Raw genomic sequence first — 25,373 nt, 5'->3', positions numbered from 1 at the left:
GGCAATTCGGTTCATTACGGTACGCTTCACCGCCGGGGTCGAGACCCCCTCCGATGGGGTCCCCAGTGTGCCATTCGTTGCTCCGTCAACCTGGCATCGGCCCTCGTTCCGTGCGGCGACGACGGGTGTCCTCCCGCTCCCCGCGGTGCGCGGCGGCGCGACACGCGATGGCGTCGAATTTACGGCCAAACCCCAGATCTAGTGGTTGGATTGCAACAGCAGCCCAGAAGTTGTGGTCCCCGGTCCTTCGGGGCCTCGGCCATCGCCTATGCTTGGGGCTGCTTCGAGGGCCCCAAGGGCCCGGTGGAGCCTACGAGTCGTGCCGTGAAGGAGGGTTGGGAGTTCCATGCACTGCCCCTTCTGCAGGCACCCCGACAGCCGCGTAGTCGACAGCCGCACCACGGACGACGGAACGTCGATCCGCAGGCGCCGTCAGTGCCCGGACTGCTCCCGTCGTTTCACGACTGTGGAGACGTGCTCGCTGATGGTGGTCAAGCGCAGTGGCGTGACCGAGCCCTTCAGCCGTACGAAGGTCATCAACGGTGTGCGCAAGGCGTGCCAGGGGCGGCCGGTGACCGAGGACGCGCTCGCGCAGCTCGGCCAGCGGGTCGAAGAGGCGGTGCGTGCCACCGGAAGCGCCGAGCTGACCACCCACGACGTGGGGCTGGCCATACTCGGTCCGCTGCAGGAGCTCGACCTCGTCGCCTACCTGCGCTTCGCGTCCGTGTACCGGGCGTTCAATTCACTCGAAGACTTCGAAGCTGCCATCGGGGAGCTGAGGGAACAGCGGCCCGAACAGGCGCCGCACGACGCGTCCGGGGAGCGGGACGCGCATGACAGCGGGCCCGGAGGGACTGTCGAAGTCCCGGTGCCCGCCACCGCCGCCGACTGACCGGCTACCGACCGCTCGGCGGCAATCCAGACCTGCTGTGCGCCCTTGTGGGCCGCGCAGCATCAGACACACACCGTGCCACGGGAAGAACGTGGCACTTCAGGGCGTTTTAGCCTGATACAGGGAGGCGGCATGACCGAGACGACGAGCGGCCCGGCACGAGGTTCCCGCGCCAAGGGATCCAAGGCCAGCAAGGGTCTGCGTATCGAGCGCATCCACACGACCCCCGGCGTGCATCCGTACGACGAGGTGGCCTGGGAGCGCCGTGACGTCGTCATGACCAACTGGCGCGACGGCTCGGTCAACTTCGAGCAGCGTGGCGTCGAGTTCCCCGACTTCTGGTCGGTGAACGCGGTCAACATCGTCACCAGCAAGTACTTCCGCGGGGCCGTCGGTACCCCGCAGCGCGAGACCGGCCTCAAGCAGCTGATCGACCGCATCGTGAAGACGTACCGCAAGGCAGGCGAGGACAACAGCTACTTCGCCTCGCCCGCCGACGCGGAGATCTTCGAGCACGAGCTGGCGTACGCCCTCCTGCACCAGGTCTTCAGCTTCAACTCGCCGGTGTGGTTCAACGTCGGCACGCCGCAGCCGCAGCAGGTCTCGGCCTGCTTCATCCTGTCCGTCGACGACTCCATGGAGTCGATCCTCGACTGGTACAAGGAAGAGGGCATGATCTTCAAGGGCGGCTCCGGCGCCGGCCTGAACCTCTCCCGGATCCGCTCCTCCAAGGAGCTCCTCTCCTCCGGCGGCAACGCCTCCGGCCCCGTCTCCTTCATGCGCGGTGCCGACGCCTCTGCAGGAACGATCAAGTCCGGTGGCGCCACCCGGCGGGCCGCCAAGATGGTCATCCTCGACGTCGACCACCCCGACATCGAGGGCTTCATCGAGACGAAGGTCAAGGAAGAGGAGAAGATCCGCGCCCTGCGCGACGCGGGCTTCGACATGGACCTGGGCGGCGACGACATCACGTCCGTCCAGTACCAGAACGCCAACAACTCGGTGCGCGTGAACGACGAGTTCATGAAGGCCGTCGAGGCCGGCTCCAAGTTCGGCCTGCGCGCCCGCATGACCGGTGACGTCATCGAAGAGGTCGACGCCAAGGGCCTCTTCCGCAAGATGGCCGAGGCCGCCTGGGCCTGTGCCGACCCCGGCATCCAGTACGACGACACCATCAACGCCTGGCACACCTGCCCGGAGTCCGGCCGCATCAACGGCTCGAACCCGTGCAGCGAGTACATGCACCTGGACAACACGTCCTGCAACCTCGCCTCGCTGAACCTGATGAAGTTCCTGAAGGACGACGGCAAGGGCAACCAGTCCTTCGAGTCCGAGCGCTTCGCCAAGGTCGTCGAGCTGGTCATCACCGCGATGGACATCTCCATCTGCTTCGCGGACTTCCCGACCCAGAAGATCGGCGAGAACACCCGCGCCTTCCGCCAGCTGGGCATCGGCTACGCCAACCTCGGCGCCCTGCTGATGGCCACCGGCCACGCGTATGACTCGGACGGCGGCCGCTCCCTCGCCGGTGCCATCACGTCGCTGATGACCGGCACCTCGTACAAGCGCTCCGCCGAACTGGCCGCGGTCGTCGGCCCGTACGACGGCTACGCCCGCAACGCCACGCCGCACAAGCGCGTCATGAAGCAGCACGCCGACGCCAACACCGCGGCCGTCCGCATCGACGACCTGGACACCCCGGTCTGGGCCGCGGCCACCGAAGCCTGGCAGGACGTGCTCCGCCTCGGCGAGAAGAACGGCTTCCGCAACTCCCAGGCGTCGGTCATCGCCCCGACCGGCACCATCGGTCTCGCGATGTCCTGCGACACCACGGGCCTGGAGCCCGACCTCGCCCTGGTCAAGTTCAAGAAGCTCGTCGGCGGCGGCTCGATGCAGATCGTCAACGGCACCGTGCCGCAGGCCCTGCGTCGCCTCGGCTACCAGGAGGAGCAGATCGAGGCGATCGTCGCCCACATCGCCGACAACGGCAATGTGATCGACGCCCCCGGCCTCAAGACCGAGCACTACGAGGTCTTCGACTGCGCCATGGGCGAGCGCTCCATCTCCGCGATGGGCCACGTCCGCATGATGGCCGCGATCCAGCCGTGGATCTCGGGCGCCCTCTCCAAGACGGTCAACCTCCCGGAGACCGCCACCGTCGAGGACGTCGAAGAGGTCTACTTCGAGGCGTGGAAGATGGGCGTCAAGGCGCTCGCCATCTACCGCGACAACTGCAAGGTCGGCCAGCCGCTCTCCGCCAAGAAGAAGGAGGACGAGAAGGCTGAGATCACCGAGAAGACCGAGGACACGATCCGTGCCGCGGTCGAGAAGGTGGTCGAGTACCGCCCGGTCCGCAAGCGCCTTCCGAAGGGCCGTCCCGGCATCACCACTTCCTTCACTGTGGGCGGCGCCGAGGGCTACATGACCGCCAACTCCTACCCGGACGACGGTCTGGGCGAGGTCTTCCTGAAGATGTCCAAGCAGGGCTCGACCCTCGCGGGCATGATGGACGCCTTCTCCATCGCCGTCTCCGTCGGCCTGCAGTACGGCGTGCCCCTGGAGACGTACGTCTCGAAGTTCACGAACATGCGCTTCGAGCCGGCCGGCATGACGGACGACCCGGACGTGCGGATGGCGCAGTCGATCGTCGACTACATCTTCCGCCGCCTGGCGCTGGACTTCCTGCCCTTCGAGACGCGCTCCGCGCTCGGTATCCACTCCGCCGAGGAGCGCCAGCGCCACCTGGAGACGGGCTCCTACGAGCCCGCCGACGACGAGGTGGACGTCGAGGGCCTGGCCCAGTCCGCCCCGCGGCAGACCGAGTCCCTGAAGGCGGTCGCCGCGCCGAAGGCCGAGGCGGAGCCGGCCAAGGCGGCCCCGCAGCAGGCGCACACCAGTGCCGAGCTCGTCGAGATGCAGCTGGGCATCCAGGCCGACGCACCGCTGTGCTTCTCCTGCGGTACGAAGATGCAGCGCGCGGGCTCCTGCTACATCTGCGAGGGCTGCGGCTCGACCAGCGGCTGCAGCTGAGCCGACCGCCCGCTGAGGGCGTGAGCTGAGGAGCGGCGGGACCCGGGCGGGTCCCGCCGCTCTTTGCTGTTGGCCGGCGCAGCACTGGCCCCCAGTGCGACGGTGTCGGTCAGTGCGCCGAGCCCATGGCCGCGGCGAAGGCCGAGGGGTCCGCTTCGAAGCCGCGCAGGACCTCACGGAAGGCCCACTCGCCCGTCGGCCGCCGGGTGAATTCCGCGACCGTGGCCGCCGTGCACCCGGCGACCTCGGCGAAGTCGTGGTGGACCAGCTCGGCGTACTCGTCGCGGATGCGTACCGCCGTGCTCGGCACGTCGGCGAAGACCTTGAGCGTTGCGGGCTGCTGGATCAGCACGCCGACGACCACGCGCGCGTACCGCGCGTCGAGCCGGTCCAGCTCCAGGGTCATGACCTCGTCGAAGCCGAAGCCCTGGCCGGTCCTGCTGTCCCGGTTCAGGACGATCGTGCCGTCGGGGGAGCGGCTGTCGAAGTGCACGAGATAGGCGGGGCCGCCGTGCGGATCGTCGGCGGTGTAGGTCGCGGCGATGATGTCGAGGTCGTGGGGTGGCTCACCGATCGGACTCGGGTCCCACTTCAACCCGACCTCGACCTTGCGGGATCCCTTTCTGACGCTGCTCACAGAACTCCCCCTTGCTGTCCCGTTGTTGATCCTCCTCAGGACACGCTACGTCCTCGGACCGACAGAGGGAGAAAAGGGAGTTGGCGAGCGGCGGTGGTGCGGTGATCATTACCGGCATGACATGGAACGGGGAACAGCTGGATTTCGACGCCTACTTGGCGCGGATCGGATACGAGGGCAGTCCGAAGCCCGACCTGGAGTCGCTGCGCACGCTCCACCGGGCGCACGTGGCGGCGGTGCCCTTCGAGAACCTGGAGATCATGCTCGGCCGTCCCGTCCTGCTGGACCTGGAGGCCCTGCAGGACAAGCTGGTGCGCCGGCGCAGGGGCGGCTACTGCTATGAACAGAACCTGCTGTTCGCCGCGGTGCTGGAGCGGACCGGCTTTGCTGTCACCGGACTTGGGGCCCGGGTGCGCGCGGGCGCCACCGCGATGCGTGCGGTGACCCACATGATCCTGAAGGTCGAGGCGGACGGTGAGGAGTGGCTGTGCGACGTCGGGTTCGGCGCCGAGGGGCTGCTGGAACCGATCCGGCTGCGTGACGGCGAAGAAGCGCGGCAAGGAACGTGGCGCTTCGGCCTGGTGGCCGAGGAGGGCGGCGTGAAGGCGCTGCGCACGCTGCACCACGACGGCTGGTTCGACATCTACGGCTTCACCCTGGAGCCGCGCTTCACCGTGGACTACGTCCTGATGAACCACTACACGTCCACACACCCGAAGTCCGCCTTCACCCGGCGCCCGGTGATCCAGCGGGCCGCGCCGGGCGTGCGGCGCTCCCTGGTGGGCGCGCGGCTGACGGTCACGCGCCCCGGCGGCGAAGTGGAGGAACGGGACGTGGCGGAGGGCGAGTTGAAGGACGTCGTCGTCCAGGAGTTCGGGGTGGAACTGAGTGACGACGACTGGCGAACGCTGATCCGGGTGTACTCCGCCGGAGCGTGACCCGCGCCACGTTCAGGGCCGTACGATGGCGCGGTGCTGGTCAAGTGGATTCGCTGCAACGTGGTGGACCGCCGGGGGTTCGAGCGGGGGCAGCGGAAGTGGGCGGGGCTTCTGGGGGAGCCGGGATTCCGGGGGCAGGGCGGGGGGTGGAGCAGAGGGCGGCCGGGTGTGGCGCACGTCTTCGCCTTCTGGGAGAACCGCGCCTTCTACGACTCCTTCATGGCTCGCTCGCACGACCGGCTCGCGGCCGCTCAGGCGCGCACCTTCAAGGACATGCAGGTCAAGCTCTTCGACCACCGCTTCGACGTGAAGACGGGGTTCGAGCCGCGCTTCACGGACGCGGACGTGGTGCGGGTCGCGCACTGCCGGGTCCGGGAGGCGCGCGTGGAGCACTTCGTGCTCATGCAGGAGAAGGTCTGGAACCCCGCGATGGCGGGCTCTCCGGGCATGGTGCGGGGGCTGTTCGGCGAGGCGGCCGAGCATGAGTTCCTGGTGCTCTCGATGTGGCAGTCCGCCGCCGAGCACGGCAAGTACCGCGTCGAGCGGGTGGAGCGGCTCGCCCTGCGGGCGCAGACCGAGGCCGATGTGGCGGCGCTCGCCGGTGACATCGTGGAGCTGGAGCCTTCCTGGATCGTGTGACGCGCCCTTCTCCGGATCGTGTGACGTGCCCTGCTCTTGATCGTGGACGCGCCTTCCCTGGACCGAGTGACACCGCAGGCCGGCGCACGCCGGTCGCTCAGCGCCGGGTGAAGGCTCCCGCACGCGTTGCCGCCAGGGCCGCCGCGGCCGACTGGTCGGCGAGTTCGCCGTCGATCGGCTCCCGGGTGATGAAGAGGCGGAGCATCAGCGGCGCCGACACGGCCCGCACGAGCGCCCCCGCGTCCACGTCCGCCGTCGCCTCGCCCCGCGCCACGGCTCGCGCCACGACGGCCTCGCAGCGCGTGAACCGCTCCGCGTAGAAGGCGCGCAGGGCCTGTTCGGCGCGCTCGGACTGGAAGGCCGCCCCGATGAAGGCGGTGGGGGCGGCCGCCGCGGCGTCATCCGTGAACGCATCGACGACCTCGTGGGCGAGGGCGCGCAGATCGCCCTCCAGGCTCCCGGTGTCGGGCGGGGTCCAGGTGTCCTCGCCGGCCAGGTCGAGCGCGTCGGCGACCAGCCCTTCGAGCCCGCCCCAGCGGCGGTACAGCGTGGTCTTGTGGACGCCCGAGTGGTCGGCCACGTACTCGACGGTGAGGCCGGGATAGCCGTGGTCGGCGAGTCCGCTGAGCACGGCGTCGCGGACGGCGGCGCGGGTGCGGGCCGTGCGGCCGCCGGGGCGGCGGGTGCCGGGGGGTGGGGTGGGTGGCGTGGACTCCGTCATGGTCAGCAATCTATCGCTACGGCTGTTGCATTAGCGAGCCGGTCGTGTCAGACTCGTCGTAATGCGACTCGAGTTGCGTTTGACGGTGGGTCCACTACGGATTCGGGGGTGCCCTTTGCCTACTCAGATCTCTCTGCGCGGCGTGACCAAGGCCCGCGGCGAGCGGCTGCTGCTCGACGGGGTGTCGCTCGCGGTGCGCCCGGGCGAGCGCATCGGGGTGGTGGGGGAGAACGGCGCGGGGAAGTCGACGCTGCTGCACCTCCTGGCGGGGACGGAGCGGCCCGACGAGGGCGAGGTCGTCACCGTCGCCGAGGGCGGTGCGGGGCTGCTCGCGCAGACTCCGCAGCTCCCCGCCGACCGCCTCGTCAGTGACGCCATCGACGCGGCTCTCGCCGAACTGCGCACCATGGAAGGCGCGTTGCGTGCCCTGGAGGCGGGCCTCGGCACGGCCACCGAGCGGACCCTCGCGGAGTACGGGGACCTGCTCACGGCCTTCGAGCTGCGCGGTGGGTACGAGGCGGACGCGCGTGTGGACAAGGCCATGCACGGACTCGGCCTCGGGCACATCGACAGGGACCGCGTCCTCGGCAGTCTCTCCGGCGGCGAGCAGGCCCGCCTCGGGCTCGCCTGCCTCATCGCCTCGGCCCCCGAGGTGATGTTCCTGGACGAGCCGACGAACCACCTGGACGAGGGCGCGCTCGACTGGCTCGAAGAGGCCCTCGTCGCCCACCACGGCACGGTGATCGCCGTCTCCCACGACCGCACGTTCCTGGAGCGCGTCGCCACCACGATCCTCGAGGTGGACGACGCCCGGCGCACCGTCGTGCGGTACGGCGGCGGCTACCCCACCCTGGTCGCCGAGCGGGCGGCGGCCCGGCAGCGCTGGGAGCAGGCGTACGCGCAGTGGTGCGAGGAGACGGCGCGGCTCGAGGAGTTCACGGTGACCACGGCCCACGCCGTCGCGGGCGGCCGTGGCATGAAGGACAACAACAAAATGGCGTACGACCGGGCGGGCGGCCGGGTGCAGGCGTCCGTCGCGGGCCGGGTGCGCAACGCCCAGGAGCGGCTGCGGCGCCTGCGGGAGCAGCCCGTTCCGCGCCCGCCCGAGCCGTTGCGCTTCGCGGCCCGGCCGGTTGCGGGGGCGGCCGAGGGGGAGCTGGTGTCCCTGCGGGACGTGCGCGTCGGGGACCGCCTGTCGGTGCCGGAGCTGACCGTGTCGGCGGGCGAGAAGCTGCTGATCCACGGGGGCAACGGAGCGGGCAAGTCGACCCTGCTGCGGACCATGACCGGGCTGACGGAGCCGGACGCGGGAACGGTGGTCCGCCGCGGCCGCATCGGACACCTGGCCCAGGAGATCGCGGTCAACCACCCCGCCGAGCGGATCCTGGCCGCCTTCGGCAGGGGCCTCGCGCTCACCGAGGAAGAGGCGGCCGAACTGCTGCTCTCGTACGGCCTCTTCCGGCCCCGCGACCTCCACGTCCCGGTGGGCTCCCTCTCCGCCGGGCAGCGCCGCAGGCTGGCCCTCGCCCGCCTCCTGGCCCGCCCCGCCGATCTGCTGCTGCTCGACGAGCCGGCCAACCACTTGGCGCTCGGCCTGGTCGAGGAGCTGGAGGACGCCCTCGAGCAGTGGACCGGCGCGCTCGTGGTCGTCTCCCACGACCGTTCGCTGCGGCGCCGCTTCACCGGGCGAATACGCCGGATGGAGTCGGGGCGGCTGCTCGACTGACCGGCCCGATGAGCCGACCAGTGCGGGGCCGATCTAGGGTTTTGGCATGGCACGACCGCGGCGGATCTTCCTTGTCCGGCACGGTGAGTCGGAGGGAAACGCCGACGACACCGTGTACGAGCGCGAGCCCGACCACGCCCTCGCGCTCACCGAGACGGGCTGGCGTCAGGCCGCCGAGACGGGCAAGCGGCTGCGCGAGGTGGTCGGCCGCGAGCGGGTCAGCGTGTACGTCTCGCCGTACCGGCGCACCCACGAGACGTTCCGGGCGCTGCGGCTCGACCCCGAGCAGGTGCGGATCAGGGAGGAGCCGCGGCTGCGCGAGCAGGACTGGGGCAACTGGCAGGACCGGGACGACGTCCGGCTTCAGAAGGCGTACCGGGACGCGTACGGGCACTTCTTCTACCGCTTCGCCCAGGGCGAGTCGGGAGCCGATGTGTACGACCGGGTCGGGGCGTTCCTGGAGAGCCTGTACCGGAGCTTCGAGGCCCCGGACCACCCGCCGAACGTGCTGCTTGTGACCCATGGGCTGACGATGCGGCTGTTCTGCATGCGGTGGTTCCACTGGACGGTCGCGGAGTTCGAGTCGCTGTCCAATCCGGGCAACGGGGAGATGCGGATGCTGCAGCTCGGGGAGGACGGCAAGTACAGCCTGGACCGGCCGTTCGAGCGCTGGCGTGAACCGGAGCCTTATGGGATCACCGGTTAGAGTGGCAGCGCGATGACCGCCGAATTCTCTTCCGACGCGTCCCGGGACCGCGCCCTGGCCAGCCTTCGCGGGCTCGCGGTGGGGGATGCGCTGGGCTCCCAGTTCTTCGTGCCCGCGCACTACCCGCTGCTCAAGCGCCGGGAGCTGCCGCCCGGGCCCTGGCCGTGGACCGACGACACCGAGATGGCCTCCTCCGTGCTGGCCGTCCTGGTGCGGTACGGGCGGATCGACCAGGACGCGCTCGCCCTGTCGTTCGCCGAGTACCAGCACACGGACCGGGGGTACGGCCCGGCCGTGGACCGGCTGCTCGGGCAGATCCGGGAGGGCGGTGACTGGCGGGAGCTGGCCTCCGCGCTGTTCAAGGGACAGGGTTCGTGGGGGAACGGTGCCGCGATGCGGATCGCCCCGCTCGGGGCCTGGTACGCGCACGACCCGGAGCAGGCCACCCACCAGGCGGAGATCTCGGCCTATCCGACGCACCAGCACCGCGAGGCCGTCGTCGGAGCCATGGCGGTGGCCGCGGCGGCGGCGCTGGCCGCGGATCCGGCGGGGCCGCCGAGTGCGACGGCGCTCCTGGACGGCGTCATCGCCCTGGTGCCGCGCAGTGCCGTCGGGGCCGGGCTGCGCAGGGCCCGGGACATGCTCGACTACGCCGACGCCGCGACGGTCGCCGCGGTCCTGGGCTGCGGCAGGCGCACCACGGCGCATGACACCGTGCCCTTCGCCCTGTGGTCGGCCGCGCGCGGCCTCGGCAGCTTCGAGCAGGCGATCTGGGACACCGCGCGCGTGGGCGGGGACATGGACACGACCTGCGCGATCGTGGGCGGCGTGGTGGCCGCCGGCGCGGGCGGGGCGCCGCCCCAGGAGTGGCTCGACCACACCGAGCCGCTGCCCGACTGGGCCGTGGCCCCCGCCGCCTGAGATCGAGGCCCCGCCGCTGAGCTGAGCCGCCTCGGACGCCTGGGGCCCCGTGCCCGGTCCGCTACAGGGCGCTGCCCGCCTTCCACCGGTCCCACGGCACGTTCCAGTCCCCGTATCCGTTTCCGGGAGCCACCGTCTCCCTGGAACCGGTGACGCGTATGACGTCCCCGGGGATCACCTCGCCGTAGAAGCGGCGTGCCGTGCCGTTCGTGGCGAGACCTATGCATCCGTGGGTGACGTTGCCGCGCCCCGCGTAGGTGTCGGCCTTCGGGTTCTGGTGGAGGTAGGTGCCGGATGTCGTCAGGTGGACCGCGTAGTCGTAGTAGTCCTTGTACGCGTCTCCGTAGCCGACGGTCCGGGAGTCCATGAGGACGCGGCGCTGCTTGTCGGAGACGACCATCGTGCCGTTCCAGGTGTCCATCCCCGGGGCGCCCGCAGTGACCGGGACGCGGCGGGTCGTCCCGGCCTTCACCACGGTCATGGTGTGGGTGCGCACGTCGACCGTGGCCACCAGGGAGCGGCCCACCGTGACGGTCGTGTCGATGGCCGAGCCCGCACGGACGGTGATCTTCGTGCCGGGCTTCCAGTAGGCCCTGGGGCGGTAGTCGATCCGCTGGCCCTCGTGGAGGTTGCGGTCCTTGACCCAACTCCAGGAGCCGGTGGTGCCGTTGTCGGTCGACACCTTCAGGCGCCTTTCCACCGCGGCGCGTTCGGACACCGGTACGGGCCGGGCGAACGTCACCGACACCGGCATGCCGACGCCGACCGTGCCACCGTCGGAGAGGTTGATCTTGGCGCCCGTGCGCAGCGCCGCGGGCAGTGGCTTCGCGTGCGGGGTGGGCTTCTCCTCGGGGGCCGTTCCCGCGGGCCGCTCCCCGGTGCCGCGGTCGTCGGCACGGCCCGCGCCGCTCTCTTCGGCCCCCTCTCCGCCGCCCGCGCAGCCCGCGAGCAGCAGCGCGCAGAGGGCAGCCGTGGCCGCCGCTCTTCTGGTCGCCTTGATTTGCCTGGTCAACAGAGCCCCCCATGGGTGATGTGCTTCGATGTACGCGACCTGTACGCATGCCGGGGGCCATCGGGTTGCATGCGAGTTCGAAGAATTCACCAGGGATCTGGGATCCGCGGGGGCGGCATGACGGAGGAGGAGTTCGACGCGTTCTACGCGTCGGCGTTCCCGCGTGTCGTCGGCCAGGTGTATGCCTTCACCGGTGACCACGGCCAGGCCCAGGACGTCGTCCAGGAAGCTTTCGTACGAGCCTGGGACCGGCGCCGCGACTTCCTTGCGAGCGAGGCCCCGGAGGCGTGGATCCGCACCGTCGCGATGCGGCTCGCGGTCAGCCACTGGCGACGGGCCCGGCGGTGGCTGGAACTGGTGCGCCGCACTCCGCCGCCCGGTCACGCTCCGGGCCCCGGCCCCGAGCACGTCGCGCTCGTCGCGGCGCTGCGCCGGCTCCCGGAGGCGCAGCGCCTCGCGATCGTGCTGCACCACCTGTGTGACCTCAGCGTGGAGCAGGTAGCCTCCGAGACCGGCGCGCCGGTCGGCACGGTCAAGGCCCGCCTCTCGCGCGGCCGGGCGGCCCTCGCCGAGCTGCTGTCGACGGGCGAGACCGGCGTACTGGGCGAGAAGGGCGAGAAGGAGGGCGACCGTGTCCGATGACCTGTCCGCCGCCCTGCGCGAGCTGGCCGACAGCGGCCGGGCTCCGGCCCCCACGACGGGCGCGGAGGTCCGCCGCCGGGCCGTGTTCCGCAGGCGCCGTCGGCACGCCGCCGTGGCGGGCGGCACCGCCGTCGTCGCCGCGGCCCTCGCGTTCGGCCTGACCACGGCCCTCGGCGGCGCGCACTCCGAGCGGCGCCCGACTCCGCCCGCCGCCTCCTCCGCTCCGGCCTCGCCGGCCGCCACCGTCGACCTCGGGCGGCGCACCCTGACCCTGGGGGGCCGGGCGCTGCCCGTGTCGTCGGGCCGTGCCGACCAGCCCACGAAGCCGGGCCGGATGACGGTCGTCGCCAAGCACCGCACGAAGCGGTTCACCGGCGAGACCGTCGGGCTCGGCGGTGAGTACGACGTGACGCTCCCCTGGGTCCTCGAACTGCGGGGCCCTGGGGGCGCCACCACCTACATCGTCGCCCTGACGTACGCCGAGCAGGCACCCGGCAGACAGGACGTCACCCATGGCGTGATCGGCCTGCGCCGCTCCGACGCCAAGTGGCTTTACGGACGGCTGAGTTCGGGATCGGTGGTGACGGTCGAGGGCGCGGCGCCCGCCGCCACGCCCTGACACGCACGGCGGTCACAGGGCCGGGGCACCCCCGCCCGTGCCGCTGAGGGCCTCCATGTCGCTCTTGCGGACGCGGATGACGACGGCCGCCACGGCGAAGGCGAGTACGGCCATGGCCGCTGCCGGGATGAAGGCCGTCGCGATGCCGTGGGCGAGGACCTCGTGGCCCCAGGGGGCGGGCAGTTGGTGGGTCTTGGCGAGTTCGGCCTTCTGCTCGGGGGTGGAGTGGGCCATGAAGTCCGGGAGTTGGTCCTTGGCCTCGTTCCGGCTCGCGGTGCCGAAGACCGTGGTCAGGATGGAGAGGCCGAGTGAACCGCCCACCTGCTGCGTCGTGTTGAGCAGGGCGGAGGCCGCGCCCGCCTCGTGCTGGGCGACGCCGGAGACGGCGGTCACGGTGAGGGTGACGAAGTTGAGGCCCATGCCGAAGCCGAAGATCAGCATGGGGCCGAGTACCCCGCCGACGTACGAACTGTCGGAGTCGATCAGGGACTGCCAGGCCAGGCCGACGGCGACGAGGGCCGTGCCGCCCATCAGGAACGGCTTGGGGCCGAGCACCGGCAGCAGCCGCTGCGAGATGCCCGCGCCGAGCGCGATGACCACGGTGACGGGCAGGAAGGCCAGGCCGGCGCGGGTGGGGGAGTAGCCCAGCACGTTCTGCACGAAGAGCACGATGTAGAAGAACATGCCGAACATCGCCGCGGCGAGGCTGATCATGATCACGTAGGTGCCGGAGCGGTTGCGGTCGGCGAACATGCGCAGCGGGGTGATCGGTTCCTTGGCGCGGTTCTCGATCAGCATGAAGGCGATGAGCAGGACGACCGCCGCGGCGAACGAGCCGAGGGTGAGCGAGTCCCGCCAGCCGTCGGACGCCGCCCTGATGAAGCCGTAGACGAGGGCGACCATGCCGAGCGTCGAGGTGAGGGCGCCGAGGAAGTCGAAGCGGCCGGGGTGGCGTTCGGACTCGCTGATGTAGCGCGGGGCGAGCGCCGCGATGAGGATGCCGATGGGGACGTTGACGAAGAGCACCCAGCGCCAGTTGAGCCAGTCCGTGAGCAGGCCGCCGGCCAGGAGACCGATCGCGCCGCCGCCCGCGGAGACGGCCGCGAAGATGCCGAAGGCCCGGTTGCGTTCCGGGCCTTCGGGAAACGTGGTGGTGATCAGCGCGAGCGAGGTGGGTGACGCGATCGCGCCGCCGACGCCCTGGAGGACCCGCGCGGCGAGCAACTGCCAGGGCTCCTGGGCGAGTCCGCCGAGCAGCGAGGCGAGGGTGAAGAGCAGGATGCCGGCGATGAAGACCCGGCGGCGCCCGAGGATGTCCCCGGCCCGGCCGCCGAGCAGCAGCAGACCGCCGAAGGTGAGGGTGTAGGCGCTGACCACCCAGGTCAGGTCGGTCGTGGAGAAGTTCAGTGCCGTCTGGATGTGCGGCAGGGCGATGTTCACGATGGTGGCGTCGAGCACGACCATCAACTGGCACGCGGCGATGACCGTCAGTGCGATGCCCGGGTGCGGTTTGCGGGACGTCGCCCCCGGCGGGGTGGGCGCGGGTGACTCCGTCCGTATCTGATCATGCGTCACAAGAGGTCCCCCAGAGACTAAGTAGTGAACGTATCCGTTCACTACTTGGGACCATAGCGAGTGCCGCTTGGTGAACACAAGCGTTCCTTAAGGGAGTTGACGCCGAGAGGCGGTCTTGGGTTGAGAGCCGTGATGCCCGACCATCGATAGAGCCGCCGTCGCCTGACATGCTGGTCGAGGGGGTGGACGACCCTCGTTTGTTTCGCACGGAGGCGTAACCGTTCGCTGGCGCTGCCTCGATGCTCAATGGAGAGACAGAGATGGTTGGTTCGCGGTGGACGGCCGGTCCCGCTCGGTCGGCCGCGCTGCGCAAGCGCGGTCCGGTCCTGGAACGGGCGATCCTCGACGCCGCGCTGGAACAGCTCAGCACGGTCGGCTGGAGCGGCCTGACCATGGAGGGCGTGGCCGCCGGTGCGCACACGGGCAAGGCCGCGGTGTACCGCCGCTGGCCCTCCAAGGAGGACCTCGTGGTGGACGCGCTGCAGGCCGGACTGCCGAGGATGGACGGCGTGCCGGACTGCGGCAGCGTCCGGGAGGATCTTCTCGCGCTGTGCCGTCTGGTCCGTGAGGCGATGTTCTCGAGATCGGGATTCGCGCTGCGTGCGGTGCTTCACGAATGTGATCAGGTCACCGCCGAGCGTTTCCATGACGTGATCTTCGACGGGGTGATCCAGCCCGGAGTGGAACGGGTCAAGGAGGTTATCGGGCGTGGAATCGAGCGCGGAGATGTGCGTTCCGGAGCGCTGGATTCGTATGTCTGTGACGTCATTCCGGCCATGCTGATGTACCGCACCAAGGTGTGCGGCAGTGAATGGGGCGACGAGGAATTCGGTGAGCTGATCGACCAGGTGATGATGCCGTTGCTCAGTCCGTGAGGCGGCGCGCGCGGACCTGGGTGTCGCGGGCGGCTCCGGGCGGCGTACGCTGTCTGGCGCCATGCCGTACGAAGCACCCACTCACCGCGTCGAGCGCTCCTTGCGCGCCACCACCGGAGCCAAGGTCGTCGCAGGCGTCGACGAAGTGGGACGCGGCGCCTGGGCCGGACCGGTCACGGTCTGCGCGGCGGTCACCGGACTGCGGCGCCCGCCCGAGGGGCTCACCGACTCCAAGCTGATCAGCCCGAAGCGGCGCACCGCGCTCGCCGAGGAGCTGGCCGGCTGGGTCACGGCGCACGCGCTGGGGCACTCCTCCCCGCAGGAGATCGACGAGGTGGGGATGACGGCCGCGCTGCGGCTCGCCGCGGTGCGCGCCCTGGAGGCGCTGCCGGTCCGTCCGGAGGCGGTCATCCTCGACGGGAAGCACGACTACCTGGGGACTCCCTGGCAGGTGCGTACGGTGATCAAGGGGGATCAGTCCTGCGTGGCCGTCGCCGCGGCCTCGGTGATCGCCAAGGTTCAGCGCGACAAAATGATGGCCGAACTGGGCATCGAACATGCAGACTTCGGTTTTGCGGCCAACGCCGGCTATCCGTCGCCGGTGCACAAGGCCGCGCTGGAGGAGCGGGGGCCCACCCCGCACCACCGGCTTTCGTGGGCGTATCTTGATGCGCTGCCCCAGTGGCGGCACCTCAAGAAGGCCCGCAGCTGGGCGGAGGGGACCGTTCCGGAAATCGAGGGCCAGCTCGGCTTTGAATTCTGACGTTCCCAGCAGTTCCGGTCGCACTCATGTGCCACCCGCCGACGCGTGTCGCATCGGCGTTTGATAGACAACACTTCATGCCTCTCATTCCCGAGGAGCCTCAGATTCACGAGAGTGCCCAGGGTCCCCGCGCCACTCCGGCCACCGGCCGCACCGCGCCGACCCCCCGCCCCGTACCCGGCCCGCGTCCCGCGGCTCCGCCGCGCCCCGGGCGTCCGGGTCCTGCCCGGCCGATACCGCCCGCGCAGCGCACGCCGCGCGAGCCGGCCGCCACGGCCGCCCAGCCGGGGCCGAACGCCCCGGCCGGAAACGGTCCTTCCGCCGCCGCCGCTGCCGCTCCGGCTGCTCCGGCCGCTTCGGTTCCGCAGATCCAGCTGATCCCGGCCTCGGCCGAGGGTGCCCTCGACGCCGCCGAGGAAGCCGTCGACCTGCTGCTCGACTCGGGCCGCGGGCCCGGCGAGGTGCTGGTGATCACCACGGGTGACCCGCACCCGTGGGCCGCGCACGAGCTGAGCTTCGGCGAGTCCGCCTACTGGGCCCAGCACGACGCGGGCGACGACGTCTTCTACGCCGACGCCGACGCCCTGTCCCGTGCCGCGTCCCGCCCGGTGGTCGTCGTCGCCGTCAACGGCGGCAGCGAGGAGCTCGCCGTCCGCGCGCTGCCCACGGCACTCGGCAAGGCGTCCGCCCTGCTGGTCGTGTGCGGTGATCCACAGCGCATCAACTCCCTGCTGGGCGCGGGCGTCTGACGTCTTCCCGCGCGCGGTGTGTGCCGCGCCGGGGCGCGTCGCGCGGTGCGTGACGCGTACGACGTCGGGCGTGGCCTGACGGGTTGGCCGGGCCCGCCGCACCGCGCGGCCGGGCTCGTCGGCATGCCCGCCCGCAGCCCGAAGGGCAGGGCGGCCGGGCGGGGAGCGGGCTCAGCGGGCCGCCGCGCGCCGCAGCAGGTCCGATGCCGCGCCTCCCGTACGAGGGGGCGGCGCATCGGGCTCGGCCAGGGTGCCGGCCCGCGTGTCGGCGCTCGGCCTGCGACCCCCGCGGCCCTCGCCGAGCACCTGCCACCCCTCGTGGGTCAGCGTGATGTAGGCGCCGCAGCGCAGCCCGTGCAGCGTGCAAGCGTCCCGCAGGCCCCACATCCAGGCCCCGTCCTCCGGTGTCCAACGGGCGTCCCCGTCACGGCAGTAGAGCAGCACCGCCGTCCGCACCGGGGTGCGCCGCCGCAGGTCGTGCGGGATCACCCGGCGCAGGCGCGCGAGCAGGGCGTTGCGGAACACCCAGCCGTCCACCGCGCTCGCCCGGTGGGCGAACGAGGCGCTCGCCATGAGGCGCTCCTCCGGGTCGAGCACGGCCACGATCGCGGTGGCCGGGGTCGGCAGGTGGCGGGTGTGGAGGCCGCTGACGACCTCACGGGGGTTGCGCAGCAAGGGAATTCCGGCCGCCGACCACTCCGCGGGCTCGAGCATCCGGGCCAGTCGGTTGGTGGAGTCGGCGGACCAGGTGGCTGAGGTCGGGGACGTCGGCGACGAGGCCGCTGGGGACGGGGTGAATCCGAAGGTCACGGTCCTCCCTTCGGCTGCGCACCCGGGGCACAGGGCGCGAGGGGACTGGCAGAGCGCACCGCGGCACAGCCCTACCGGACCTCGGGGGAGCCGTACGGGGAGCGGCTCCAATTCTTCCTGCCGTACTCGCCCTCGGCAACGAGCAATTGGGGCCCCGGGCCGGTATGTGTCCGTGCGCCGCGTATATCCCTGCCCAGGGTCGCCGTGATCGACGCGTGGCTGGTCCGGTACACACGTACTGGTGGCGACACCCGCCGTCACGCTCGGTGAGTTCGCCGATTGTCAGTGGCATCGGGTTGCATGGGGTCATGGACGAACTGGAGCTGCGGGCCGAAGCCGACGCCATCCTCGCCGAACTCGTCGGTGCCCCCGGGGGGTCGGCGCGGCTGCGGGAGGACCAGTGGCAGGCGGTGGCGGCGCTGGTCGAGGAGCGCCGCCGGGCCCTGGTGGTGCAGCGCACCGGCTGGGGCAAGTCGGCGGTGTACTTCGTGGCCACGGCCCTGCTGCGCAGACGGGGCTCCGGGCCGACGGTGATCGTCTCGCCGCTCCTCGCGCTGATGCGGAACCAGGTGGAGGCGGCGGAGCGGGCCGGCATCCGCGCCCGCACCATCAACTCGGCCAACCCCGAGGAGTGGGACACGATCTACGCGGAGGTGGAGCGCGGCGAGACCGATGTGCTCCTCGTCAGCCCCGAGCGCCTCAACTCGGTGGACTTCCGCGAGCAGTTGCTGCCCAAGCTCGCGGCCTCGGCCGGTCTCCTGGTGGTCGACGAGGCGCACTGCATCTCGGACTGGGGCCATGACTTCCGCCCCGACTACCGCAGGCTGCGGGCGATGCTCGCCGAGCTCGCCCCCGGCGTCCCGGTCCTGGCCACGACGGCGACGGCCAACGCGCGCGTGACGGCGGACGTGGCCGAGCAGCTGGGCACCGGCGCCGGTGAGGCCCTGGTGCTGCGCGGCCCGCTGGACCGCGAGAGCCTGCGCCTCGGCGTGGTCCGGCTGCCGGACGCCGCGCACCGGCTCGGCTGGCTCGCCGAGCACCTGGACGAGCTGCAGGGCTCCGGGATCATCTACACGCTCACCGTCGCCGCGGCCGAGGAGGCCACCGCCTACCTGCGCCAGCGCGGCTTCGCCGTGTCCTCGTACACGGGGCGCACGGAGAACGCGGACCGGCTGCAGGCCGAGGAGGACCTGCTCGCCAACCGCGTCAAGGCGCTGGTGGCGACGTCGGCGCTCGGCATGGGCTTCGACAAGCCGGACCTGGGCTTCGTGCTCCACCTCGGCTCGCCCTCGTCGCCGATCGCGTACTACCAGCAGGTGGGCCGCGCCGGGCGCGGTGTCGAGCACGCGGACGTACTGCTGCTGCCGGGCAAGGAGGACGAGGCGATCTGGCGGTACTTCGCCGACACCGCCTTCCCGCCCGAGGAGCAGGTCCGCCAGACGCTCGCGGCTCTGGCGGAGGCCGGGCGGCCGCTGTCCGTACCGGCTCTGGAGGCCGCGGTGGACCTGCGGCGCAGCCGCCTCGAGACGATGCTGAAGGTCCTGGACGTCGACGGCGCGGTCAAGCGGGTCAAGGGCGGCTGGGAGAGCACCGGGCAGCCGTGGGTGTACGAGACGGAGCGGTATGCGTGGGTGGCGCGGCAGCGCGCCGCCGAACAGCAGGCCATGCGCGACTACGTGAGCACGTCCGGGTGCCGGATGGAGTTCCTGCGCCGCCAGCTCGACGACGAGGGCGCGGCCCCGTGCGGCCGGTGCGACAACTGCGCGGGCCCCTGGGCCGATTCATCGGTTTCGGAGCAGACGCTGACGGCGGCGGTGAAGGAGCTGGACCGCCCCGGGGTCGAGGTGGAGCCGCGCCGGATGTGGCCGACGGGGATGCCCGCGCTCGGGATCAGCCTCAAGGGGCGCATCCCCGCCAAGGAGCAGTGCGCCACCGGGCGGGCCCTCGGGCGGCTCTCGGACATCGGCTGGGGCAACCGGCTGCGCCCGCTGCTCGCGGAGGGCGCGCCGGACGGGCCGGTGCCCGACGACGTGCTGCGGGCCGCCGTCGCGGTCCTCGCCGACTGGGCGCGCTCTCCCGGGGGTTGGGCATCGGGCGCCGCGGAGGCCGGGCCGCGGCCGGTGGGGGTCGTCGCGGTGCCGTCGCTCGCGCGGCCGCAGCTGGTGGGTTCGCTGGCCGAGGGGATCGCGACGATCGGCCGGCTGCCCTTCCTGGGCAGCCTCACGTACACGGGGTCGGGCGGTGCGCACGCCACGCGCCGGAGCAACTCCGCCCAGCGGCTGCGGGAGTTGTCCGGCGCCTTCGCGGTCTCCGACGAGCTGGCCGCGGCCCTGGCGGCCGCCCCCGGCCCGGTCCTGCTCGTGGACGACTGCACGGACTCCGGCTGGACGCTCGCGGTCGCCGCCCGGCTGCTGCGGCAGGCGGGCAGCGACCAGGTCCTGCCGTTGGTCCTTGCCGCCGCGGGCTGAGGGGAGGGTCTGCCTGCGGCGGCTGGTCAGTGAGCGATCGGTGGGGGTGTGACCGTCAGGGGCGGTTGGTCAGATAGCCGCCCATCGCGGTGAAGTAGTCCGTCGCGGCCAGTTCCCGGCCGTCCTCGGTGCGGACGCGCGTGATGGCCAGGCCGTGGTTGCGGCCGGTGCGGGCGTTGGCGCCGGCGACGATCACCACGCCCTCGCCCTCGCGGTAGAAGATGCGGCCGGGCGTACCGCCGTAGCGGCCCTGGGAGACCACCGCGGCCAGGACCTCGAGCCGCTTGCCCTTGTGGAAGGTGAAGGCGGCGGGGTAGGGCTCGGACTGCGCGCGGACCAGGCGCTCCAGGTCGGCGGCAGGCCAGCCCCAGTCGATGCGGATGTCCTCCTCGGCCCGCTTGTGGAAGAAGGTCGCCTGCGAGCGGTCCTGCGGGGTGAAGTCCGTGTCCCCGGCGGCGATGCGGTCGAGGGCGCCGATGGTGACCGGGGCGATGAGGTCGACGGTCTTGTGGAAGAGGTCGGTGGCGGTGTCGGCAGGACCGACCGCGACGGCCTCCTGGCAGACGATGTCACCGGCGTCGAGCTGGTCGTTCATCATGTGCGCGGTGACGCCCACTTCGGTCTCGCCGTTGATCAGGGCCCAGATCAGCGGCGAGAAGCCGGCGTACTTCGGCAGCAGCGCGTCGTGGACGTTCAGCGTGCCGTGGCGGGGCAGGGCGAAGATGTGCGGCGGGATCCACGTACGCCAGTTGTTCGCCACGATGATGTCCGGCTCGGCCTCCTTGAGGCGCTGGAACAGCTCGTCGTCGTCAGGGCGGTTGCGGATCACGACCGGGATGCCGTGGGCCTCGGCGAGGTCGGCGACGGAGTCGCTCCAGATCTTCTCGTACGCGTGCTCGCTCTTGGGGTGGGTCACGACCATGACCACGTCGTGCTCGGAGTCCAGGAGGGCTTGCAGGGTGCGGTGCCCCCAGGTCTGGTAACCGAACATGACGACCCGCATGGGGTTCCTCCTCTGAGCAGGGATTGACCGATGGCAAGTAAAGCAAGGCTTACCTTAGCTTGCAAAGGGGGCGTACCAGACCCGAGTTGACGGCGCCCCGCTGTCGACAGTTCAGTGAAATTAGCTTAGGCTCACCTAAGTTTTTGTTCTCTGACGCCTGACAGGCGGCTTCCCCGCACGATGGGAGTGACATGTCACAGGTTCTTCCTGGCGACGCAGCACCGGTCCACGACCTCATTGGCATCGGCTTCGGGCCGTCCAATGTGGCCATGGCGATCGCGCTCCGCGAGCACAACGCGCGCGTCGGCAGGCAAGAGGCGGTCACCGCTCACTTCTTCGAGCAGCAGCCGCGCTTCGGCTGGCACCGTGGCATGCTCATCGACGACGCGACGATGCAGGTCTCCTTCCTCAAGGACCTGGTGACACAGCGGAATCCCACCAGTGAGTTCAGCTTCCTCTGCTACCTGAAGGACCGGGGGCGGCTGATCGACTTCATCAACCACAAGAATCTCTTCCCGCTGCGCGTGGAGTTCCACGACTACCTGGAGTGGGCCGCCGCCAAGGTCGACGACGTGGTCAGTTACGGCCATGAGGTCGTCGGCGTCACGCCCTACGTCCGCGACGGCGTCGTGGAGTACCTGGACGTGACGGTCCGCTCGGCGGAGGGGCTCGCGGTCCACCGGGCCCGCAACCTCGTCGTCGGCACCGGCCTGCGCCCCGCCATGCCGGAGGGCGTGGAGCGCGGCGACCGCGTCTGGCACAACTCCGAACTGCTCACGCGGGTCGACGAGTTGGAGGGCACCTCGCCCTCGCGGTTCGTCGTCGTGGGCGCCGGACAGAGCGCCGCAGAGAACGTCGCCTATCTGCACCGCCGCTTCCCCGAGGCCGAGGTCTGCGCGGTCTTCTCGCGCTACGGCTACAGCCCCGCCGACGACAGCAGCTTCGCCAACCGGATCTTCGACCCCGACGCGGTCGACGAGTACTTCGCCGCGCCCGAGGACGTCAAGCGCCGGCTGATGGACTACCACGGCAACACCAACTACTCCGTGGTCGACATCGACCTGATCGACGACCTGTACCGGCAGGCGTACCAGGAGAAGGTCCTCGGCACCGAGCGCCTCCGCTTCCTCAACGTCTCCCGGCTCACCGACGTGAAGGAGGCCCCCGACGGGGTCCGCGCCACGGTGAAGTCCCTCGTCTCGGGCGAGGAGACCGATCTGGACGCCGACGTCGTGGTGTTCGCCACCGGCTATGACTCCGCCGACCCCATCGGCATCCTCGGTGAGGTGGCCGACCGCTGCCCGCGCGACGACCAGGGCCGCGTCCAGGTCGAGCGCGACTACCGCATCGTGACCGAGTCCGAGCTGCGCTGCGGGATCTATCTGCAGGGCGGCACGGAGCACACGCACGGCATCACCTCGTCGCTGCTCTCCAACATCGCGATACGGGTCGGCGAGATCCTGGACTCGCTCCTGGAGCGCGGCGCCACGGCCGCTGCCGCGCCCCGCCCGGTCGCCGACGGGACCGGCAGCGTCGCTCGCTAGCGCCCGTCCACCGGGTCCGGGCCCGGTGGATCAAAGGGATGATCAAAGGGATAACGTACGTCGACATGTCCGCGACTGCAGTTGAGCGATCCGTGCCGAGGGGTGCGACAGAAGCCCGTCGGCGCCGGGTCGTGGGTTTGGGCCTGCTGGTGGTGGTCCTCCTCGTCGCCGGGGCGGCGTCACTGGCCGTCGGCGCGCGGGCGCTCAGCCCCGCCGAGGTGTGGCACGGGCTGTTCGCGGCGCCCCAGGACGACCAGCGGCTCACCGAGATCCGGCTCATCGTGCAGACCGTGCGGGTGCCCAGGACCGTGCTCGCGATCGTCGCGGGCATCGCCCTGGGCGTCGGCGGTGCGCTGATCCAGGGCTACACGCGCAATCCGATCGCGGACACCGGGCTGCTGGGGGTGAACGCCGGAGCCTCGTTCGCCGTGGTGACGGTGGTCGCCGTCTTCGGGCTCACCAGCCCCTTCCAGTACGTCTGGTTCGCCTTCTTCGGGGCGGCGGTTGCCGGGATCGTCGTGTTCGCCCTCGCCAGCATCGGCCGGGGCGCGGGCAATCCGCTGACGCTGGCCCTGGCCGGGCAGGGGATCGCCGTGTTCCTCCAGGCGATGACCACCGCCGTCTCGCTCTCGGACCAGAAGTCGCTGAACGCGGTGCGGCTCTGGAACGCGGGCACCGTGGCCGGGGTCAAGTTCGACGTCATCTGGCCGATCACCGCGTTCATCGCGGTCGGCCTCGTCCTCGCCGCCGTCACGCTGCCCGCCCTCAACCTGCTCAACCTCGGCGACGACGTGGCCCGGGGCCTCGGCGTGAACATCGCGCTGAGCCGGACCGTCGGCATCGCCGCCATCACCCTCCTCGCGGGCGCGGCGACGGCGGCCTGCGGCCCCATCGCGTTCCTCGGGCTGATGGTCGCCCACGTGGCCCGCTATCTGACCGGTCCCGACTACCGCTGGCTGGTGCCGTACGCGGGTCTGCTCGGCGCCGTCGTCCTGCTGGTCTGCGACATCGCGGGGCGTCTGGTGGTGCGGCCGGGGGAGTTGGACGCGGGGGTCGTCGTGGCGCTGCTCGGCGCTCCGTTCTTCGCGGTGCTGGTGTGGCGCGGAAAGTTCAAGAGCGCATGAACAGGACAGCGGTGAACTCATCGGGGACAGCGGCGAAGGCGTCGGTGGCGGCGGGCGTGCGGTTCGGCGGCGTCTCCTTCGTATGGCGGCCGTGGTTCGCGTTCGCCACCCTCGCGCTGATGGCGGGGACCTTCCTGCTGTTCTGCCTGTCCGTCAGCGTCGGGGACTTCCCCATCAGCATGTCCCGGGTGATCGCCACGATCTTCGGGCGGGGCGAGCAGGTCGACGAGTTCGTGATCATGGATCTGCGGATGCCGCGGGCCCTGGCCGGGCTCGTCGTGGGGATCGCGCTCGGGGTCTCCGGGGCGCTCACGCAGTCCATCGCGCGCAACCCCCTTGCCAGCCCGGACATTCTGGGCATCACCGGGGGTGCCAGCGTGGTCTCGGTGTTCCTGGTGACGGTCTCGGGCGGGGCCGCCACGGCGGTCGCCGACTCCGTGGGCCTGTCCGTCGCGGCGCTCGGCGGCGGCCTCTGCACCGGCCTGCTCGTGTACTTCCTGGCGTGGCGGCGCGGCGTCGACGGCCTCCGGCTCATCCTCATCGGCATCTCGGTGAGCGCCGTGATGGAGGCGATCACGACCTGGCTGCTGGTCAAGGCCGACATCAAGGACGTGGCCCGGGCCCAGGCGTGGCTGGTCGGCTCGCTGGACAACCGCTCGTGGGACGAGGTCTGGGTGGCCTTCTGGGGCACGCTCGTCCTGCTGGCCGTCGTGGCCTGCGTCGCGTTCCAGTTCAAACCGATGCACTTCGGTGACGAGGTGGCCGCGGGCCTCGGTGTGCGCTATTCGATGGTGCGCGCGGTGCTGCTGCTGTGCGCGGTCCTGCTCGCGGCGTTCGCGGTGAGTGCGGCGGGGCCCGTGCCGTTCGTCGCGCTGGTGGCGCCGCAGGTGGCGATGCGTCTGGTGCGGTACCCGACGCCGCCGTTGGTGGCTTCCGGCATGGTCGGGGCGCTGCTTCTGATCGGCGCGGACCTGGTCACGCGCACCGTGCTGCCGGCCGGTCTGCCGGTCGGCGTGGTCACCGCCGCGATCGGCGGACCGTTCCTGATCCTTCTCCTGGTGCGGGCGAACCTCAAATAGCCTGGTACAAAGGTGAGGCATGCCTAAATAGATGAGGGGGGCTTGTGGTCACTCAGTACATCACCGAGATCGAGTCCGAGGCCGGGGCCGACGACACCTCGCGGCTCTCCGCCCGCGGCGTCAGCGTCGGCTACGGCGGCCGGAGCGTCATCGACGGTCTCGACGTGTCGATCCCGCCCGGAGTGATCACGACCATCATCGGCCCCAACGGCTGCGGCAAATCGACCCTGTTGCGGACCCTGACGCGGCTGCTCAAGCCGAGCAGCGGCTCGGTCGTCCTCGACGGCCAGGACATCGTGAAGCTCAAGACCAAGGACGTGGCGAAGAAGCTGGGCCTGCTGCCGCAGGCGCCCGTCGCCCCGGAGGGCCTCACGGTGGCCGACCTGGTCGCCAGGGGCCGCCACCCGCACCAGAGTTGGCTGCGGCAGTGGTCCTCGGACGACGCCGACGTGGTGGAGCGGGCGCTCGCCATGACCGGCGTGGCCGACCTCGCCGACCGCCCCGTCGACTCGCTCTCCGGCGGGCAGCGCCAGCGCGTCTGGATCTCGATGACCCTCGCCCAGGGCACTGACCTGCTCCTCCTCGACGAGCCGACCACCTACCTGGACCTGGCGCACGCCATCGACGTGCTCGACCTGGTGGACGATCTGCACGAGTCGGGGTGCGCCGTCGTCATGGTGCTGCACGACCTCAATCTGGCCGTGCGCTACAGCGACAACCTCGTCGTGATGAAGGACGGCGCGGTCCTCGCGCAGGGGCACCCGCGCGACGTGGTCACCGCCGAGCTGCTGTACGAGGCGTTCGGCCTGCGCGCCAAGGTGATCGACGACCCGGTGGGCGACCGGCCGCTCATCGTGCCGATCGGCCGCACCCACGCCCAGCTCGCGTAGGCCCGCCGCG

At 71.1% G+C, this 25,373-nt stretch carries 23 protein-coding genes; 17 read left to right on the top strand and 6 right to left on the bottom strand.

The window, feature by feature from the left end; genetic code table 11:
- Positions 1-346: 346 nt before the first annotated feature.
- Together nrdR and ACFWYM_RS20315 are read left to right on the top strand one after the other, a co-directional pair.
- Positions 347-892 carry a transcriptional regulator NrdR gene (gene nrdR / locus ACFWYM_RS20320; RefSeq protein ID WP_384838665.1) on the top strand — a complete coding sequence of 182 codons (546 nt, stop codon included), beginning with the start codon at positions 347-349 and terminating at the stop codon, positions 890-892.
- 132 nt (positions 893-1,024) lie between these two features.
- Positions 1,025-3,922: a vitamin B12-dependent ribonucleotide reductase gene (locus ACFWYM_RS20315; protein ID WP_384838662.1), complete on the top strand. Its 2,898-nt coding sequence runs from the start codon at positions 1,025-1,027 to the stop codon at positions 3,920-3,922.
- 109 nt (positions 3,923-4,031) lie between these two features.
- Here ACFWYM_RS20315 and ACFWYM_RS20310 read toward each other — a convergent pair whose 3' ends face one another.
- Complete coding sequence (locus tag ACFWYM_RS20310) at positions 4,032-4,559, bottom strand: TerD family protein (RefSeq protein WP_384838659.1); 528 nt, start codon at positions 4,557-4,559, stop codon at positions 4,032-4,034.
- A gap of 116 nt (positions 4,560-4,675) precedes the next feature.
- Here ACFWYM_RS20310 and ACFWYM_RS20305 point away from each other — a divergent pair, with 116 nt between their 5' ends.
- Together ACFWYM_RS20305 and ACFWYM_RS20300 are read left to right on the top strand one after the other, a co-directional pair.
- Positions 4,676-5,497 (top strand): arylamine N-acetyltransferase, encoded by an 822-nt coding sequence (locus ACFWYM_RS20305; RefSeq protein WP_384838656.1) that lies wholly within the window; start codon positions 4,676-4,678, stop codon positions 5,495-5,497.
- Positions 5,498-5,530: 33 nt separating this feature from the next.
- On the top strand, positions 5,531-6,136 hold the full coding sequence (locus ACFWYM_RS20300) for a YdbC family protein (protein WP_384838653.1): 606 nt from the start codon (positions 5,531-5,533) through the stop codon (positions 6,134-6,136).
- Between the two features lie 97 nt (positions 6,137-6,233).
- Here ACFWYM_RS20300 and ACFWYM_RS20295 read toward each other — a convergent pair whose 3' ends face one another.
- A complete protein-coding gene (locus ACFWYM_RS20295) occupies positions 6,234-6,857 on the bottom strand; it encodes a TetR/AcrR family transcriptional regulator C-terminal ligand-binding domain-containing protein (protein WP_384838650.1) in 624 nt (207 codons plus the stop codon).
- Between the two features lie 115 nt (positions 6,858-6,972).
- On the opposite strand from ACFWYM_RS20295, the gene ACFWYM_RS20290 reads away from it, so the two are divergent.
- Genes ACFWYM_RS20290 through ACFWYM_RS20280 form a run of 3 tightly spaced genes read left to right on the top strand, consistent with a single transcriptional unit; the run spans position 6,973 to position 10,210 of the window.
- Entirely contained in the window at positions 6,973-8,583 is a 1,611-nt protein-coding gene (locus ACFWYM_RS20290) for an ABC-F family ATP-binding cassette domain-containing protein (RefSeq protein ID WP_384838648.1), read from the top strand.
- Between the two features lie 46 nt (positions 8,584-8,629).
- Complete coding sequence (locus ACFWYM_RS20285) at positions 8,630-9,289, top strand: histidine phosphatase family protein (protein ID WP_384838645.1); 660 nt, start codon at positions 8,630-8,632, stop codon at positions 9,287-9,289.
- A gap of 12 nt (positions 9,290-9,301) precedes the next feature.
- Positions 9,302-10,210, top strand: coding sequence for an ADP-ribosylglycohydrolase family protein (locus tag ACFWYM_RS20280; RefSeq protein ID WP_384838643.1), 909 nt, complete (start codon positions 9,302-9,304; stop codon positions 10,208-10,210).
- Between the two features lie 61 nt (positions 10,211-10,271).
- Here ACFWYM_RS20280 and ACFWYM_RS20275 read toward each other — a convergent pair whose 3' ends face one another.
- Positions 10,272-11,222 (bottom strand): L,D-transpeptidase, encoded by a 951-nt coding sequence (locus ACFWYM_RS20275; protein ID WP_384838640.1) that lies wholly within the window; start codon positions 11,220-11,222, stop codon positions 10,272-10,274.
- 117 nt (positions 11,223-11,339) lie between these two features.
- On the opposite strand from ACFWYM_RS20275, the gene ACFWYM_RS20270 reads away from it, so the two are divergent.
- Together ACFWYM_RS20270 and ACFWYM_RS20265 are read left to right on the top strand one after the other, a co-directional pair.
- A complete protein-coding gene (locus tag ACFWYM_RS20270) occupies positions 11,340-11,864 on the top strand; it encodes a SigE family RNA polymerase sigma factor (protein ID WP_384838637.1) in 525 nt (174 codons plus the stop codon).
- Positions 11,854-12,483 carry a L,D-transpeptidase gene (locus ACFWYM_RS20265; RefSeq protein ID WP_384838634.1) on the top strand — a complete coding sequence of 210 codons (630 nt, stop codon included), beginning with the start codon at positions 11,854-11,856 and terminating at the stop codon, positions 12,481-12,483. The genes ACFWYM_RS20270 and ACFWYM_RS20265 overlap by 11 nt, the downstream gene beginning before the upstream one ends.
- 12 nt (positions 12,484-12,495) lie before the next feature.
- On the opposite strand, the gene ACFWYM_RS20260 is transcribed toward ACFWYM_RS20265, so the two are convergent.
- A complete protein-coding gene (locus ACFWYM_RS20260; protein ID WP_384838631.1) occupies positions 12,496-14,058 on the bottom strand; it encodes an MFS transporter in 1,563 nt (520 codons plus the stop codon).
- 260 nt (positions 14,059-14,318) lie between these two features.
- On the opposite strand from ACFWYM_RS20260, the gene ACFWYM_RS20255 reads away from it, so the two are divergent.
- From ACFWYM_RS20255 to ACFWYM_RS20245, 3 genes are all read left to right on the top strand, one after another.
- Positions 14,319-14,933 (top strand): TetR/AcrR family transcriptional regulator, encoded by a 615-nt coding sequence (locus ACFWYM_RS20255; protein WP_384838628.1) that lies wholly within the window; start codon positions 14,319-14,321, stop codon positions 14,931-14,933.
- A gap of 61 nt (positions 14,934-14,994) precedes the next feature.
- A complete protein-coding gene (locus tag ACFWYM_RS20250; protein WP_384838625.1) occupies positions 14,995-15,696 on the top strand; it encodes a ribonuclease HII in 702 nt (233 codons plus the stop codon).
- Between the two features lie 77 nt (positions 15,697-15,773).
- A complete protein-coding gene (locus ACFWYM_RS20245) occupies positions 15,774-16,445 on the top strand; it encodes a hypothetical protein (protein WP_384838622.1) in 672 nt (223 codons plus the stop codon).
- A gap of 171 nt (positions 16,446-16,616) precedes the next feature.
- Here the strand turns inward: ACFWYM_RS20245 and ACFWYM_RS20240 are convergent, their stop codons facing one another.
- Positions 16,617-17,255 carry a hypothetical protein gene (locus ACFWYM_RS20240; protein WP_384838620.1) on the bottom strand — a complete coding sequence of 213 codons (639 nt, stop codon included), beginning with the start codon at positions 17,253-17,255 and terminating at the stop codon, positions 16,617-16,619.
- Between the two features lie 308 nt (positions 17,256-17,563).
- Between ACFWYM_RS20240 and ACFWYM_RS20235 the strand changes: the two genes are divergently transcribed.
- Positions 17,564-19,723: a RecQ family ATP-dependent DNA helicase gene (locus ACFWYM_RS20235; protein ID WP_384838617.1), complete on the top strand. Its 2,160-nt coding sequence runs from the start codon at positions 17,564-17,566 to the stop codon at positions 19,721-19,723.
- A 55-nt stretch (positions 19,724-19,778) separates the two neighbouring features.
- On the opposite strand, the gene ACFWYM_RS20230 is transcribed toward ACFWYM_RS20235, so the two are convergent.
- Positions 19,779-20,726 carry a methionyl-tRNA formyltransferase gene (locus ACFWYM_RS20230; protein ID WP_384838614.1) on the bottom strand — a complete coding sequence of 316 codons (948 nt, stop codon included), beginning with the start codon at positions 20,724-20,726 and terminating at the stop codon, positions 19,779-19,781.
- Between the two features lie 191 nt (positions 20,727-20,917).
- Between ACFWYM_RS20230 and ACFWYM_RS20225 the strand changes: the two genes are divergently transcribed.
- The 4 genes from ACFWYM_RS20225 (at position 20,918) to ACFWYM_RS20210 (ending at position 25,363) form a co-directional block, all read left to right on the top strand.
- A complete protein-coding gene (locus tag ACFWYM_RS20225; RefSeq protein WP_384838611.1) occupies positions 20,918-22,270 on the top strand; it encodes a lysine N(6)-hydroxylase/L-ornithine N(5)-oxygenase family protein in 1,353 nt (450 codons plus the stop codon).
- Positions 22,271-22,335: 65 nt separating this feature from the next.
- A complete protein-coding gene (locus tag ACFWYM_RS20220; protein WP_384838609.1) occupies positions 22,336-23,394 on the top strand; it encodes a FecCD family ABC transporter permease in 1,059 nt (352 codons plus the stop codon).
- Positions 23,391-24,473 (top strand): FecCD family ABC transporter permease, encoded by a 1,083-nt coding sequence (locus ACFWYM_RS20215; protein WP_384838607.1) that lies wholly within the window; start codon positions 23,391-23,393, stop codon positions 24,471-24,473. Before ACFWYM_RS20220 ends, ACFWYM_RS20215 begins: the two co-directional genes overlap by 4 nt.
- A 44-nt stretch (positions 24,474-24,517) precedes the next feature.
- Complete coding sequence (locus ACFWYM_RS20210; RefSeq protein WP_384838604.1) at positions 24,518-25,363, top strand: ABC transporter ATP-binding protein; 846 nt, start codon at positions 24,518-24,520, stop codon at positions 25,361-25,363.
- Positions 25,364-25,373: the final 10 nt, after the last annotated feature.

The sequence above is a fragment of the Streptomyces sp. NPDC059009 genome, from assembly GCF_042740175.1.
GTDB lineage: Bacteria > Actinomycetota > Actinomycetes > Streptomycetales > Streptomycetaceae > Streptomyces.
The sequence above is the reverse complement of the archived record's forward strand: the minus strand, read 5'-3'. Positions and strand labels throughout refer to the sequence as shown.